This is a genomic window from Kocuria rhizosphaerae (genome assembly GCF_044462265.1).
GTDB classification, from domain to species: Bacteria; Actinomycetota; Actinomycetes; order Actinomycetales; family Micrococcaceae; genus Kocuria; species Kocuria rhizosphaerae.
The window spans coordinates 1-14265 of sequence record NZ_JBISWL010000062.1; the positions used below are offsets into that span (position 1 = coordinate 1).

Sequence of the window (14265 nt, forward strand, 5' to 3'; positions counted from 1 at the left end):
CGGGGGCGACTCCGTGGACCGGTCCGGCGCGGCGCCGGCCCGGCCGGATCAGGAGAGCTGCACGTACGTGGCCGAGTGCCCGAAGCCGACGACGTCGTCGCGGCCGTCGCCGTTGACGTCGCCGAGCAGCCGCGGGTAGCGGTCCTCGGTCCATCCGTCGTTCCAGCCGAACGAGGCCGTCTTCAGGTAGGTCGGCCCGAAGGTGTTGTTCGCCTGGCCGTGGGCCACGTAGACACCGGCGTTGCCGAAGCCCACGAGGTCCTGGATGCCGTCCACGTTGATGTCCCCGTGCGTGCGCAGGTGACGGTCGCCCCGCCACCCCTGGAGCTGGCCGAAGTCGTTCGACCGCACGGCGACGCCGGTGTAGTTGCCCGCGTTCAGCGAGTACGCCACCGAGACCCCGGCATAGCCGAAGCCGACGATGTCGGCCGCCGCGTTGCCCGCCGGGTTGATGTTCACGTCGGCGAGCATCCGCGGGTGCTGCCCGACGCGCCAGCCCTGCTCGGTGCCGAAGTTGCGGATCTCCAGCTCGGGCTGGGTGAACGTGTCGCCCAGTGCCGAGAAGTAGGCGACCCACGTGCCGCCGTCGCCGAAGCCCACGATGTCGGCGGTGCTGTTGCCGTCGACGTCGGCGAGCATCCGCGGGTGCTCATCCACCCGCCAGCCGCGGTTGTACCCGAAGCTGTCGATGCGCTTGCCCGTGCCCAGGAACGTCCGGTTGGACAGGCCGTGCGAGATGGTCACCCCCGAGTAGCCGAAGCCGACGACGTCGTCGGTGCCGTTGCCGTTGAGGTCGGCCAGCATGCGCGGGTGCTGGCTGACCCGCCAGCCCTGGTTCCAGCCGAAGTCGCGGACCTTCAGCTCCGGCGCGGTGAAGCTGCCGTCGCCCTGGGAGTACGCCACGTAGACGCCGCCGTCGCCGAAGCCCACGATGTCGTCACGACGGTCGCCGTCGACGTCGGCCAGTGTGCGCACGTGCCGCTGGTTGCTCCACCCCTGGGCGGCGCTGAAGTTGCGCAGGCTCATCCTGGGGGTGCCGAAGGTGCCGTTGGCCTGGCCGAAGGCGACCTGGACGCCGGTGTTGCCGAAGCCGACGACGTCGGCCCGGCCGTCGCCGTTGACGTCGGCGAGCTCCCGCACGTGCTGGTCCACGCGCCAGCCCTGGGCGTAGGAGAACATCGACTGGGCGGTCGCGGCGCTGGCCGCCCCGCCCATGGCGATGCCGGTGGTGGCGAGCACCGTCACCGAGGCTCCGGTGAGGATGCGGGAGAGAAGTGAGTGTTTCATGGTGCAGTGCCCCGATGCGACAGAGGTGGTTCGACGGCGCGGGCCGGTGGGCGCGTGCCGGTGAGGTCGGTCGACCCCCCGGTCGGCCGGCGACGTCTCCCCGGTGCGTGCTTCCTCACCGGGGAGACCGGTGGCACCGGGGCCGAGGCCCGGGTGCTCAGAAGCAACAGCTGTGACCCCTTGAGTTTACGTCCGCAACGCGCCGGCCACCAGGGTCGTCGATGCCGAGGCGGCGGCACGGCCCCGGAGTGCCCCACGGGGGCCCCGACGCCGCGGAGGAGCCGTGAGAACTCCTGCAGAACGACCGGAAGAAGGGCCGACAGGGCGGCGGATCCCCCGGAAAAGTCCCGGAGACCCAGGACGCCCCTGTGCGGCGGCCTCGTGTGCAACACGCGCGGCGCGGGGAGGGACAATGGAGGGGACGGCCACCGTGGGCGGGCCGGGAGCCGATCCCTCGAGCGTCGCCACCTGCCGCTGCACCACCACAGCCGCACCACCGCCCCGCACGGGCGGTCCCCGACCGAAGGACGCCATGCCACAGCACCCCGACGACCCTCCACGCCGCAGCCTGTTCCGCCGCTTCGACGACTTCGCGATGCGCTTCTACGGACCGGCCGCCCGCAGCCGCCGCGACCTGCGGGGCCAGGACCAGCCCACCGAGCAGACCCGGCAGTGGTACCAGGACCTGCAGGAGGAGTTCGTGGTCGAGAAGGACGCCGACGGCAACACCTACCTGCGCCCGCGCCACCGCTGACCGGCCCCGACGCCGGTCCGCGAGAAGCGCGGAGACCGCTGTCCTCGCCCACCCGGGCCGTGCCCAGGCGCGGGCAGTAGAGTTCCGAACCATGGAAGGACACCACGTGAGCACGCTGACCGACGCCGAGGTGCGCAGGATCCGGGAGGACTTCCCGCTGCTGACCGCCGCGGTCACGGGGAACGGCCCGCTGGTCTATCTGGACTCGGGGGCCACCTCGCAGAAACCGCTGGCCGTCCTGGACGCGGAGCGGGAGTTCTACCTGCACCGCAATGCGGCGGTCCACCGCGGGGCGCACTCCCTGGCGGTGGCGGCCACCGACGCCTACGAGGAGGCCCGCCGCACGGTGGCCGGATTCGTGGGCGGCACCGAGCGGGAACTGGTGTGGACGTCGAACGCCACGGAGGCGCTCAACCTCGTCACCTACGCCTTCTCCAACGCCTCCGCCGGTCGCGGGGGCGAGCAGGCGGCCCGGTTCCGGCTCGGTCCCGGGGACGAGATCGTGACCACCGAGGCCGAGCACCACGCCAACCTCATCCCGTGGCAGGAGCTGGCCGCGCGCACCGGGGCCACGCTGCGCTGGATCCCCGTCGACGACGCCGGGGCCCTGGACCTGGCCGCGGCCCAGCAGGTGGTCGGGGAGCGAACCCGCGTGCTGGCGTTCACGCACGTCTCCAACGTCACCGGGGCGATCACCGACGTCCCCGCGCTCGCGGCGCTGGCCCGCGAGGTGGGCGCGCTGACCGTGCTGGACGCCTGCCAGTCGGTCCCGCACCTGCCCGTGGACCTGCCCGCCCTCGGGGTGGACCTGGCCGTGTTCTCCGGGCACAAGATGCTGGGCCCCACCGGCATCGGGGCCCTGTGGGGACGGAGCGAGCTGCTGGACGCGATGCCCCCGTTCCTCACCGGCGGCTCCATGATCACCAAGGTCACCATGGAGTCCGCTCGCTACCTGCCCGCCCCGACCCGCTTCGAGGCCGGCACCCAGCGCGTGGCGCAGGCGGTGGCGCTGGCCGAGGCGGTGCGGTACCTGCAGGGCGTGGGCATGGACCGCGTCGCCGCCCACGAGCGGGAGCTCGGGCAGCGACTGGCCGCCGGACTCGCCGAGCTGGAAGGAGTCCGGCTCATCGGCCCACCACCGGGGACCGAGCGCGTGGGGCTGGCGGCCGTGGACGTGGAAGGGGTGCACGCCCACGACGTCGGGCAGGTGCTCGACGTCGCCGGCGTGGCCGTGCGGGTGGGCCACCACTGCGCCCAGCCCCTGCACCGGGCGCTGGGGCTGACCGCCTCCACGCGCGCCAGTGCGTACCTGTACAACACCACCGATGACGTGGACCGGTTCCTGGCCGAGCTCGCCGGCGTCCGTTCCTACTTCCGCGTGGCGGGCTGAGCCCGTGGCCGCGGATCCGCGACGTTCGAGGAGGACGGCATGAGCGCGCTCGACGGTCTCTATCAGGAGGTCATCCTCGACCACGCGAAGAGGCGGTCCGGGGAGGGCCTCGCCGAGCCGGTGGCCGGGCACGGGACGGGGGAGTCCCACCAGTACAACCCCACCTGCGGGGACGAGATCACCGTGCGGGTGGAGCTCGCCCCCGGGGATCCGGAGGCCGGCGCGGAACCCGTGGTCGAGCGCCTCACCTGGGAGGGGGAGGGCTGCTCGATCTCGATGGCCGCGGCCTCCGTGCTGGCCGAGACCGCCGGCGGGCTGACGCGCGGGGAGCTGCAGTCGCAGATCGACGCGTTCCGGGAGCTGCTGCGCTCCCGCGGGACCGTGGCGCCGGACGAGGAGGTCCTGGGCGACGCCGCCGCCTTCGCCGGGGTGTCCCGGTTCGTGGCCCGCGTCAAGTGCGCCATGCTCGGCTGGGTCGCCGCCGAGGAGGCCCTCGAGCGGGCCTGCTGAGCGGCCCGACGCCGAGCACGGGGACTCTCACCCGTGGGCACGGCGCGCACGGGGACTTGTCACCCACGGCCACGGCCGTCACGCACAGGGGCCCATCCCCGACGGGCCCGGTCGCCACGCACGGGGCTCGTCCCCCATGGGCCCGTCACGCACGGGGCCCGTCACCCACGGGCCAGGTCGTCACGCAGGGGCGGATCCTTGTTCCGCCCGTGGGGCGGTGGGACACTGGCCGCTCCGGGCAACGGCGCCCGGGACGGTCACGGAGGAGGCGGCCATGAGAGTGCTCGACGATCTGGTGCGGCGCGCGGAGCGCTGGAAGGCCCTCGACCGCGTGGCCCGGCCCCTGGCCGACGGCGTCGGCCGGGCGGTCCGGCCGACGGTGGTGCGCAACGTGCTCAGCGGCGCCGTCATCGGCCACCCCCTCCACCCGTTGCTGACGGACGTGACCATCGGCGCCTGGACCATGGCCGGTGTGCTGGACCTCGTGGGCGGGCGCCCCGCGGCCCCGGCCGCCGACCTGCTCGTACGCACCGGGATCGCGGCGGCCGTGCCCACGGCTGTGACCGGGTGGCACGACTGGTCCGGCACCCAGGGGGCCGACCGGCGCCTGGGACTGGTGCACGCGGCCGCCAACAGCACCGCCCTCGTCCTCTACACCGCCTCCCTCGCAGCACGGGCCGGGGGTCACCGCGACGGCGGTCGGATACTCGGACTGGCCGGGTTCGGCGCCGTGACGGCCGGGGGATACCTCGGCGGGCATCTCAGCTACATCCGGGGCGTCGGCGTCAACCGCACCGCCTGGCGGCGCGGGCCCTCCCGGTGGACGGACGTCCTCGCCGAGACCGACCTGCCCGACGGCGGGCACCGCACCGTGGCCGCCGGCAAGGTCACCGTCCTGCTGGTGCGGCAGGGGCGCCGCGTCGACGCGCTGGACAGCGTCTGCAGCCACATGGGCGGGCCCCTGGACCAGGGGACCATCGCGGACGGCTGCGTCACGTGCCCGTGGCACGGCAGCACCTTCCGGCTGGCCGACGGCTCCGTGGTGCGCGGGCCCGCGACCGCCCGGCAGCCCGCCTACGAGACCCGCGTCCAGGACGGGCGGATCGAGATCAGGGCGCGGCCGTAGCACCACGGGATCGCAGCGCCACGGGGCCGTAGCACCACGGGGCCGTAGCACCACGGGGCCGTAGCACCACGGGGCCGCAGCACCACGGGACCACCTCGGAATGCGCGGGCCGGTCCGGCCGTTGTGCGGACCATGCCCCTCGCCGACGTCCCCGTCTCCCTCCTCGAGCGCGCGAACTCCCGGCACGGGTCCACGGAGGCCGAGGCCCTCGCCCGCGTCCTCGAGCGTGCCGGACACGCCGAGGAGCTGGGCTACCACCGCTTCTGGCTGGCCGAGCACCACGGCGTGCCCGGCATCGCGGGCTCCGCGCCGGCCGTGCTGATGGCCGCCGTCGCGGCCCGGACCCGCCGGATCCGCGTCGGCTCGGGCGGGATCATGCTCCCGAACCACCCGCCGATCGTGGTCGCCGAGCAGGCGGCCACTCTCGAGGCGCTGCATCCGGGACGGATCGACCTCGGCGTGGGCCGCTCGCTGGGCTTCACCCCGGCCGTCCGGAGTGCGCTGCGCACCGGCCCCGCGGCCGCGGAACGCTTCGAGGAGGACCTGGACGAGCTGCTCGCCCACCTCTCCGGCACCGCGGCCGTGACGGCCCGGCCCCGCGACCACGCCGCGACGCCGGTCTTCGTCCTGGCCACCGCTGCCGGGGTCGAGACCGCCGCGCGGGCGGGGCTCGCCGTGGTGTTCGGCGGCCCGGCCGTGCACCGCCGGAACGCCGCGGGTCGCGTCCCGGCACTGGAGCGCTACCGGGAGCTCTTCCGCCCGTCGTCGTGGTGGCCCGCCCCGCACGTGGTGGTCTCCGCGAACGTGGCCGTCGCCCGGAGCCGTGCGGCTGCCCGCGAGCTGCTCCTGCCCGAGGCCGTGGCGCTGGCCGCCTCGCGGACCCGCGGTGCGTTCCCGCCTCTGGAGCCGGCGGAGGCGACAGCACCGGACGCGCTCCCCGCCCGCGCCCGGCGCCTGGTCGAGCAGACCCTCGCGGCCTCGGTGCACGGCACCCCGGCGGACGTGGCGGACGGACTGGACCGCCTGGTCGAGGACACCGGAGCGGACGAGCTGCTCGTGACCGGCGGCGCGTTCGACGTCGACGCGCAGGCCGTGTCGGACCGCCTGCTCGCCGGACTCTTCTCCTCCGCACCCCGCCACGGCCCCGCCCCAGCCGACCCGGCACCCGCGCAGCCCTGACGGTGCAGTGCGGCCCGGCACCTCCTCCACCCTGACGGTCCAGCCCCGCCCGGTTCCCCAATCCGGTCGCATCCCCCCACGCGCGCGCCTGGGGAGACGCGACCGAGTTGGGGAACCGACGTTTTGGGCGGCGACCGGCTGGGGAGTCGACGCTCCGAGCGGCGGCGGAGCTGGGGAGTCGGTGTGCCAGGTGGGGAGTCGACGCTCCGGGCGGCGGAGCTGGGGAGTCGGTGTGCCAGGTGAGGAGCCGGCAGCCCGGGCGGGGGGTCCGCTGAGGGCGGCTAGAGTGGCGGGGTGCCCCGACTGCTCGTGCTCGCCGCCCATCCCCTGGAGACCAAGTACTTCCCGGACGACGTCGACCTGGTGCTGACCGGTGTCGGCATGTCGGCCGCGGCCGTGCGCACCACGGAGGCGGTGCTCACCCGCTGTCCCGACCCCGTGCTCCGCGACGAGCTCACGGTGCTCAACATCGGCAGCGCCGGCGCCCTGCGGGACGGGCTGAGCGGGGTGCACGAGCCCTCCCGGATCATCAACCGGGACGTGGACGAGGAGCTGCTGCGCGCGGCGGGGATCCCCGTGGACAACGTCATCGAGCTCGGCGGACACGGTCTCGTGCTCGCCACGGGCGACTCCTTCGTGGCCGGCGGAGCGGTCCGGGACGCGCTGGCCGTCCGGGCCGACCTGGTGGACATGGAGGGCTGGGCCGTCGCGGTCGCCTGCCGGCACCTGGGGGTGCGGCTGCGGATGGTCAAGCACGTCTCCGACGCCGCCGACGAGGCCGCCCTCGCGTGGTCCGAGAAGGTCGAGGTCAGCGCACTGGCCCTGGGCCGGTGGTTCCACGACAGCGGGATCACGGCGGGCTGAGCAGTGCGGGCGGACGGTGCCGGCCGGAAGGCGCCGGACCGCCCGGACCCGCAGGCCGGAGGGGCCGGGGGAGCGGGGACCACTAGACTGGGAGCAGCATGAAACTTCACCGTCAGCGCGAGTCCCTGGGCGCCCAGCAGGACTACGAGAGCGCCATGAAACTCCTCGCCGACGTGCGTGGCACCGGTCCCGTGCTGCGCCTCTACGAGCCGGCCCCCACGGTGGCCTTCGGCCGCCGGGACGAGCTGCGCCCGGGCTTCGCCGCCGCCGCCCGCGCCGCCCGCGAGAGCGGCTTCACGCCTCTGGTCCGCCGGGTCGGGGGTCGTGCCGCGGCGTACCACGGCGGGTGCCTGATCGTGGACCACCTGGAGGCGGCCGAGGACCCGACCACCGGCATCCAGGACCGCTACCGGCTCTTCGGCGACATGATCGTGGCCGCCCTGGAGGAGCTCGAGGTCGAGGCCGACGTCGGGGAGATCCCCGGCGAGTACTGCGCCGGGGAGCACAGCGTGCACGGGACCTACCCTGAGTCCTCGGACGCCCCGGGCCGGAGGGTGAAACTGGCCGGGACCGCCCAGCGGGTCGTCGCGGGCGCGTGGTACTTCTCCACGGTGCTGGTCGTCGAGCAGTCCGAGCCCATCCGCTCGGTGCTCACCGACGTCTACGCCGCCCTGGACCTGGACTGGGACCCCGCGACGGCCGGCGCCGTCGACGACCTGCGTCCGGGCACCACCGTGGCCGAGGTCGAGCGGGGGATCCGCAAGGTGTACGGCATGTACTCGGAGTACCTCGGCTACGGGCCGCTCACCGACTGAGGCCCGGTGACAGCCGGGCGGAGCAAGGAGGCAGCAGATGTGCGGACGCTACGTCATCGCCCGGGCCGTGGGCGACCTCGTCGCCGCGACCGGGGCCGTCCCGGACGAGAGCCTCGGCGAGGACGACCAGGACCGGCTCCGGGCCAACTGGAACACCGCGCCCACCACCGACGTGCCGATCGTCCTGGAACGCCTGGTGGGCGGGGACGACGACGGCGAGCTCGTGCGCGAGCTCCACGTCGCCCGCTGGGGACTGGTTCCCGGGTGGGCGAAGGACCCGGCGGTCGGGTCGAAGATGTTCAACGCCCGCTCTGAGACGGTCCTCGAGAAGCCGTCCTTCCGCAAGGCCGTGCGTGCCCGCCGGTGCGCGGTCCCGGCCAACGGCTACTACGAGTGGAAGAAGGAGCCGGGGAAGGGCGGGCGCAAGCAGCCGTTCTACATCCACCCGGAGGACCCGGCGGAGAACATCTGGTTCGCCGGGATCTACGAGTGGTGGAAGGTGCCCGAGGGCACGGAGCTGCGGTCCGCGGCCCTGCGCCCCGGCCGGGACGGCGCGGGGAGCACGTGGTTGCTGTCCTGCTCGATCCTCACCGCGGACTCCCCGGAGCCCTCGGAGGAGCACCCCGTGCTCACCGAGCTGCACGACCTCCACGACCGGATGCCGATCCCGCTGGCCCCCGAGCACGTTGCCGACTGGCTGCGCCCGGGCGAGGACGAGGCCCCGCAGCTCGTGGACATGGTCCGGGCCGAGGCGCACCGGACGGCGGCCCGGTGGGTGCTCGACCCGGTGGACCCCGCGGTCGGCAACGTGCGCAACAACTCCCCGGAGCTCGTGGTGCCGCAGCGGAGCCTGTTCTGAGCGACCCGGCGCGACGGGTCGCCGACTTCGTCCGCCGTTCCGGCGGCGGGGTCGTGGCGACCAACAGCGCGGACGGCTGCCCCGAGTCCGCGTGGGTGAATCTCGCCGCGTTCGGGGACGGCCGGCTGGTCTTCGGCACGAACGAACGCAGCCGCAAGTACGCGAACCTCCTCGCCGACCCGCGGGTCTCCCTGGTGGTCGTCTCCGGGGCGGGCCAGGAGTTCCAGCTCGAGGGGGAGGCGGCCCTGCCCGACGGCGCCGACGCCCGTGCCGCGGAGCAGCTGCTCGAGTCCCGTCACCCGGGTGCCACGGGCAAGCCCAGCACGCGGGTCGTCACGGTGCGCCCGAGGTGGGCACGGTTCGTCGACGTCGCCGCGGAGCCTCCGGTCCGCGAGGAGTTTTCGCTCTGAGCGGGGCCGGACCGGCCGGCCGCGTGGCCGCACCCCGTTCCGTGCCGGGAGGGGGTGCGCTCAGACGTCGTCGGTCTCGGGGGTCCAGCGGTTGAAGTCGAGCGTCAGGTAGAGCGCGAGCGCCGCCGCGTTGTCCTCGGAGATGCGCAGGCAGACCTGGTCGTACCCGTTGTCGAAGAGGGTGCTCATGGCGCAGCGCACGAGCTGCTCGGCCAGGCCCTGGCGGCGGCGGGAGGCCGCGGTGAACAGCTCGAAGATGTACGGGGCGTCGGGGAGGTTGTCGCCGACCCGCCGGGACACGACCAGGGCCGCGGCCACGACCGAGCCGTCGTCGTCGACCACCACGGGGGAGGCCTCCGGCAGGAAGGGCCCGTACTCGTCCGCGAAGACCCCTCGGATCACCTCGCGCGCCTCCTCGAGGCTGGACACCCCTCCCTGCTCGTAGGAGGAGTAGTAGAGCTGGGCGAGGTGATCGGCGTCCTCCGGCCGGGCCGGGCGCAGCGTGACGGAGGGGGTCTTGGTGTTCTCCGTGGTGCGGGCGATCAGCGTGATGGTTCCGGTCATGGAGGCCTCCGTGATGTCGACGCCGGCTGTTCCGGCGGGGCGGACGAGAGGGACAGGGGACACCCGGGGGGTCGCGAGCGGCAAGCCCTCCGTCGTCTCAGCGTATCCATTTCGCAGGCCTTGTCCATGCTCCCCCGCCGCGGGGCGTCGGTGCCCCGCGGCGGGCTCCCGGACCCGGCGCGGCCGTCCCCCGCGGTGGAACAGGTGTTCCCTGGAGCACCGTCAGGGGATTAGTCTGTCGTACACGTGTTCTAGCTTCCAGGGGACAGGGCGACCCGAGGGCCGGGCGCCGGCCGAGGGAGAGAGGAGCCGTCGTGGGTTTTCTGACGGAGAGCGTCGACGTGGCGTGCGACGCCGCCGGGGTGCCGGTGAGCGTGCGCTGGCGGGAGCGGGTGTACCGGGTGGCGCAGGAGCCCGTCCGCTGGTACGAGCGCCGCGCCTGGTGGGCCGAGGACGCGCGTCTGCCGCGGGACCGGGGGATCGGCGCGGTGGACCAGCAGATGTGGCGGGTCCAGGTGCGGCTCAGCGCCCGTTCGGAGCTGCTGACCCTCGAGCTCGTCCACACCCTCGACACCGGGCGCTGGCGGCTGCTCGCGGCGACGAGCTCCACCGGGGTCCAGGTGGAGCGCTGCGCGTAGGGGCGCGCCCGCACGGGCCCCAACTAGGATCGCCGCATAGGATCCACAGCGGAGACCGCCCCCCGGGACCGGGTGGGCCCCGCAGCGCAGAAAGGCGGCACCCGTGAGACTCGGCACCGTGGCCCGTGACGGCGGCACCCAGGCCTTCCGCCAGGAGGCGGGGGAGACCGTCTACCTCCCCGTTCCCGACGTCGGAGCCCTCCTCGCCGGTGGCGACCTCCGGCTGCCGGGGGAGCCGGGCCCCGCCCCTGCCTCCGAGGAGCTCCTGACCCCGGTGCTGCGGCCCGGCAAGATCCTGTGTGCCGGGCTGAACTTCTACGACCACGCGGAGGAGGTCGGCCAGGAGATCCCGCAGCACCCCACGATCTTCGCGAAGTACGCCACCGCGCTCATCGGCCCCATGGATCCCATCGCCATGCCCGAGGAGTCCGAGAAGATCGACTGGGAGGCCGAGCTCACCGCCGTGATCGGCACGGCCGTGCGCCACGCCACGCCCGAGCAGGCCCGGGCCGCGATCGCCGGGTACACGATCATGAACGACATCTCGGTGCGGGACTGGCAGGGCCGGACCTCCGAATGGTTCCAGGGCAAGAACTTCGACCGGACCACCCCCGTGGGACCCGTGGTCGTCACCCCCGACGAGATCGACCCGGAGGCGGGGCTGGCGATCCGCTGCAGCGTCGACGGCGTGCTCCACCAGGACTCCGGCACCGACCGGATGATCTTCTCCGCCGTGCAGCTCGTGGAGTACATCAGCCGGTTCCTGACGCTGGAGCCGGGGGACCTCGTGGCCTGCGGGACGCCCGCCGGCGTGGGCCTGGCCAAGAAGCCCCGCCGGATCTGGCTGCGGGACGGGCAGGAGGTCGTCACGGAGATCGAGGGCATCGGTGAGCTGCGCAACCTCTGCACCCCCGCGGAGGACCTCCTGCCGCGGTCCCGCTGAGCGGCGACGCCCTGCTCTGACCTGTTCCGCTCCGTCCCCACCCGTTCCGCACCGTTCCCGACCCCGACCGGAGGGCCCCATGACGACGATCGGCTTCCACGCCTCCCACGAGCAGATCCCGCCCGAGCGGCTGCTGCGTGACGTCCGGCACGCGGAGCAGGCCGGCTTCCGTGCCGCGATGTGCTCGGACCACCTCGAGCCGTGGTCACCGCGGCAGGGCCACTCCGGCTTCGCCCTGTCCTGGCTGGGCGCGGCCCTGGCCACCACGGACCTGCCGTTCGGTTTCGTGCACGCCCCCGGCCGGCGCTACCACCCCGTGGTCACCGCCCAGGCCACGGCCACCCTCGCCCGCATGTTCCCCGGCCGGGTGTGGACCGCCCTGGGCAGCGGACAGAAGCTCAACGAGCGGCCCGTCAGTCCCGAGTGGCCGCCCAAGGAGCAGCGGCAGCGCTACCTCGAGGCGAGCTTCGACGTCGTCCGCCGCCTGCACGCGGGCGAGGAGGTGACCTGCGCCGAACCGGTCCACGCCGACCGCGCCCGGGTCTGGGACCCGCCGGAGGTCGCCCCGTCCCTGCTCGTGGCCGCGCTGACGCCCACGACCGTCCGCCGCTTCGCCCCCCGGGCCGACGGGTTCATCACCGTCAACCAGCCCCTCGAGGACCTGCGCCGGATGCTCGACTCCTGGCACGAGGGCGGCGGCACCGGCCGGGCCGCCCTGCAGGTGCACCTGAGCTGGGCGCCGTCCGCGGAGCAGGCCCGCGCGATCGCCCACGAGCAGTGGCGCACCAACGTCTTCGACCCCGTCACCATGGCGGAGCTCTCCTCGCCCCACGACTACCAGCGCAAGGCGGTCCAGGAGGAGGTCGGGGACACGCAGATCGCCCGGGCGGTCAACGTCTCCGCCGATCTGGGCCGGCACGTCGAGCGGTTGCACGAATACGCCGAGCTCGGCTTCGACGAGATCTACCTGCACCACGTGGGCCAGGAGCAGGAGGCGTTCATCGACGCCTTCGGGGCCGAGGTGCTGCCCCAGCTCGCCGGGAACTGAACCGGCACCCCGCCCGCGCCGCGCCCGTCAGTGCCCCTCTGCCGACCATCCTCCCGGCCGGTCCCGGCTCGGCCAGCCGGCCACTGGGCAAGTCATCAGAACACGCTGACAGCCTCGTACGGCGCGGACAGCGCGAGATCCGGAGCTGTGCGTCAATGTCAGCCAACGGGATGCGGGTCTCTGCGGATTCGGCGGACCACCCGCAGGATGCCCTGATGCGCGGTGACCCCGACCGCGGCGTTGAGGACCCCGAGCAGGGCGCCGCCCAGCAGGTTAGCGGACAGGCCCATGGTGCCGCTGGCGACGAGCAGGGCAGGCCAGACAACGGCGGATGCCACGAGTGCTGACTTCCACCAGCGGCCCAGCACCAAGCCGAAGACGATCATCGTGGGAATCATGTTGCTCCTCCCCTCAACCGCCACAGTATGGGTCAGCGCGGCGAAGGAACTCACTGCCCCGTCGAGGCGTCAGCCGGGACGTCGAGTTGCGGCCGACGTCACCTCGCGACCCCTGCGTTGCGCCGTGCCCTTCAGTGATTCACAGGACAGGTCCCAGCTCTACCTTGTGTGGGTGGGGTTCTCCGCAAATCGTGGACACGGTGCTAAGCGGCTTGGAGCCGCGTTTCGGTGGCCTGCGTGCTGGCGGCCCGCAGGGCGTGCTCGTGTTCGACCGGGGTGGTGTAGCCCAGCGCGGAGTGCAGCCGGCGACGGTTGTAGACGACCTCGATCCAGCGGGCGACCTCACGGCGGGCCTGGTCCCGCGTGGGCCAGGTACGCCGGTCGTAGAACTCGGTCTTGAGCGTGGACCAGAACGACTCGGCCATCGCGTTGTCCCAGCACACCCCGGTGCGGCCCATCGACTGGCGCACGTCCAGCTGCTGGCACACCTGGTGCAGCTGGGCGGAGGTGTACTGACAGCCCCGGTCGGCGTGGAACACCACACCGGCCGGCACACCCCCGCGCAGGGTGTGGGCCATCCGCACGGCGCGTTCGACCAGGTCGGTGGACTGCACGGTGTCCATCGCCCAGCCCAGCACCCTTCGTGAGCACCCGTCACGGACCACGCACAGGTACAGCCACCCTTCACCGGTGCGCAGATAGGTGATGTCCGAGATCCACACCGCGTCCAGGCTCCCAGTGTCGAAGGCGCCTTCCACCCGGTCCGGGATCGAGTGCGTGGCCGTGCCGGGGATCGTGGTCACCGGGGCCCACTTGCGGGGACTGATCCCTTCGATCCCTTGCCGGCGCATCGCGGCGGCCACGGTCTTCTGGTTCACCACCAGCCCGCCCCGGGCCAGGGCGGCGGTGATCCGCGGCGCCCCGTCCACCCCGTCGGAATGCTCGTGGGCGGTGCGCACGGCCTGATCGACCTGGGCCCGCCGGATGGCCTGCGGGCCCGGCCCCGCCGCGCACCGGGCCGCCCAGGCGTAGTAGCCCGAGCGGGAGACCCCCAGCAGCCGGGCCATGCGGGTGATCTCGAAGTCGGCCTTCTCCGCGTCCATCAGCTCAAACCGTTCTTGCGGTGTTGCTTCGACGCGAAGAAGGCTGCTGCTTTTCCCAGGAACTCGTTGTCCAGCTTCAGCTCGGAGACCTCGCGGCGCAACCGGTCCAGCTCGGCCCGCTCATCGACCGTCAACGGCTCCTGCGCCCCGGTGGCCCCGGTGCGCTCACGCTCGGCTTTCACCCACCGGCCCAGCAGCTGCTCCCCGATGCCGAGCTCCCGAGCGACCTCGGCGATCGAGCGTCCAGTATCGATCACCAGCCGGGCCGCCTCGATGCGGTACTCCGGGGTGTACTTCTTCCTCTGTCCCACGCGGACATCCTCTCTGGCAGGAACGAATCCCGCCATCTCGGTGTCCACGAAAAGAGGCTAACCCCA

Annotated in this window: 16 protein-coding genes; 12 read left to right on the forward strand and 4 right to left on the reverse strand. The window is 73.4% G+C overall.

What is annotated here, in order from left to right:
- Positions 1–48: 48 nt before the first annotated feature.
- Positions 49–1287 (reverse strand): FG-GAP repeat domain-containing protein, encoded by a 1239-nt coding sequence (locus ACH9EU_RS06960; protein ID WP_396413215.1) that lies wholly within the window; start codon positions 1285–1287, stop codon positions 49–51.
- A 532-nt stretch (positions 1288–1819) separates the two neighbouring features.
- Here ACH9EU_RS06960 and ACH9EU_RS06965 point away from each other — a divergent pair.
- From ACH9EU_RS06965 to ACH9EU_RS07005, 9 genes are all read left to right on the forward strand, one after another.
- The gene (locus tag ACH9EU_RS06965) at positions 1820–2041 is read left to right on the forward strand and encodes a hypothetical protein (protein WP_396413216.1); all 222 of its coding nucleotides are present in this window, start codon (positions 1820–1822) and stop codon (positions 2039–2041) included.
- 106 nt (positions 2042–2147) lie between these two features.
- A complete protein-coding gene (locus ACH9EU_RS06970) occupies positions 2148–3431 on the forward strand; it encodes a SufS family cysteine desulfurase (RefSeq protein WP_396413217.1) in 1284 nt (427 codons plus the stop codon).
- A gap of 39 nt (positions 3432–3470) precedes the next feature.
- Positions 3471–3941 (forward strand): Fe-S cluster assembly sulfur transfer protein SufU, encoded by a 471-nt coding sequence (sufU, locus tag ACH9EU_RS06975; protein ID WP_396413218.1) that lies wholly within the window; start codon positions 3471–3473, stop codon positions 3939–3941.
- A 274-nt stretch (positions 3942–4215) separates the two neighbouring features.
- Positions 4216–5067 carry a Rieske 2Fe-2S domain-containing protein gene (locus ACH9EU_RS06980; protein ID WP_396413219.1) on the forward strand — a complete coding sequence of 284 codons (852 nt, stop codon included), beginning with the start codon at positions 4216–4218 and terminating at the stop codon, positions 5065–5067.
- 132 nt (positions 5068–5199) lie between these two features.
- Positions 5200–6246, forward strand: a complete 1047-nt coding sequence (locus ACH9EU_RS06985) for an MsnO8 family LLM class oxidoreductase (protein WP_396413220.1) — start codon at positions 5200–5202, stop codon at positions 6244–6246.
- Between the two features lie 294 nt (positions 6247–6540).
- Positions 6541–7110 (forward strand): nucleosidase, encoded by a 570-nt coding sequence (locus ACH9EU_RS06990; protein WP_396413221.1) that lies wholly within the window; start codon positions 6541–6543, stop codon positions 7108–7110.
- 98 nt (positions 7111–7208) lie between these two features.
- Positions 7209–7925: a lipoyl protein ligase domain-containing protein gene (locus tag ACH9EU_RS06995; RefSeq protein ID WP_396413222.1), complete on the forward strand. Its 717-nt coding sequence runs from the start codon at positions 7209–7211 to the stop codon at positions 7923–7925.
- 37 nt (positions 7926–7962) lie between these two features.
- Positions 7963–8784 (forward strand): SOS response-associated peptidase family protein, encoded by an 822-nt coding sequence (locus tag ACH9EU_RS07000; RefSeq protein ID WP_396413223.1) that lies wholly within the window; start codon positions 7963–7965, stop codon positions 8782–8784.
- A complete protein-coding gene (locus ACH9EU_RS07005) occupies positions 8781–9194 on the forward strand; it encodes a pyridoxamine 5'-phosphate oxidase family protein (protein ID WP_396413229.1) in 414 nt (137 codons plus the stop codon). Before ACH9EU_RS07000 ends, ACH9EU_RS07005 begins: the two co-directional genes overlap by 4 nt.
- Positions 9195–9254: 60 nt before the next feature.
- Here ACH9EU_RS07005 and ACH9EU_RS07010 read toward each other — a convergent pair whose 3' ends face one another.
- Complete coding sequence (locus tag ACH9EU_RS07010; RefSeq protein ID WP_396413224.1) at positions 9255–9758, reverse strand: GNAT family N-acetyltransferase; 504 nt, start codon at positions 9756–9758, stop codon at positions 9255–9257.
- A 314-nt stretch (positions 9759–10072) separates the two neighbouring features.
- On the opposite strand from ACH9EU_RS07010, the gene ACH9EU_RS07015 reads away from it, so the two are divergent.
- The 3 genes from ACH9EU_RS07015 to ACH9EU_RS07025 all read left to right on the forward strand — a co-directional run bounded on the left by ACH9EU_RS07015 (position 10073) and on the right by ACH9EU_RS07025 (position 12387).
- The gene (locus ACH9EU_RS07015) at positions 10073–10396 is read left to right on the forward strand and encodes a DUF6504 family protein (RefSeq protein ID WP_396413225.1); all 324 of its coding nucleotides are present in this window, start codon (positions 10073–10075) and stop codon (positions 10394–10396) included.
- A gap of 103 nt (positions 10397–10499) precedes the next feature.
- Positions 10500–11339 carry a fumarylacetoacetate hydrolase family protein gene (locus ACH9EU_RS07020; protein ID WP_396413226.1) on the forward strand — a complete coding sequence of 280 codons (840 nt, stop codon included), beginning with the start codon at positions 10500–10502 and terminating at the stop codon, positions 11337–11339.
- Between the two features lie 79 nt (positions 11340–11418).
- Positions 11419–12387 carry a TIGR03885 family FMN-dependent LLM class oxidoreductase gene (locus tag ACH9EU_RS07025; RefSeq protein WP_396413227.1) on the forward strand — a complete coding sequence of 323 codons (969 nt, stop codon included), beginning with the start codon at positions 11419–11421 and terminating at the stop codon, positions 12385–12387.
- Positions 12388–12545: 158 nt separating this feature from the next.
- Here the strand turns inward: ACH9EU_RS07025 and ACH9EU_RS07030 are convergent, their stop codons facing one another.
- Positions 12546–12785, reverse strand: coding sequence for a hypothetical protein (locus ACH9EU_RS07030; RefSeq protein ID WP_396413228.1), 240 nt, complete (start codon positions 12783–12785; stop codon positions 12546–12548).
- A gap of 203 nt (positions 12786–12988) precedes the next feature.
- A protein-coding gene (locus ACH9EU_RS07035; RefSeq protein WP_396412164.1) for an IS3 family transposase occupies positions 12989–14235 on the reverse strand; the annotation gives its coding sequence in 2 pieces (ribosomal slippage) (positions 12989–13932 and positions 13932–14235; 1248 coding nt in all).
- Positions 14236–14265: the final 30 nt, after the last annotated feature.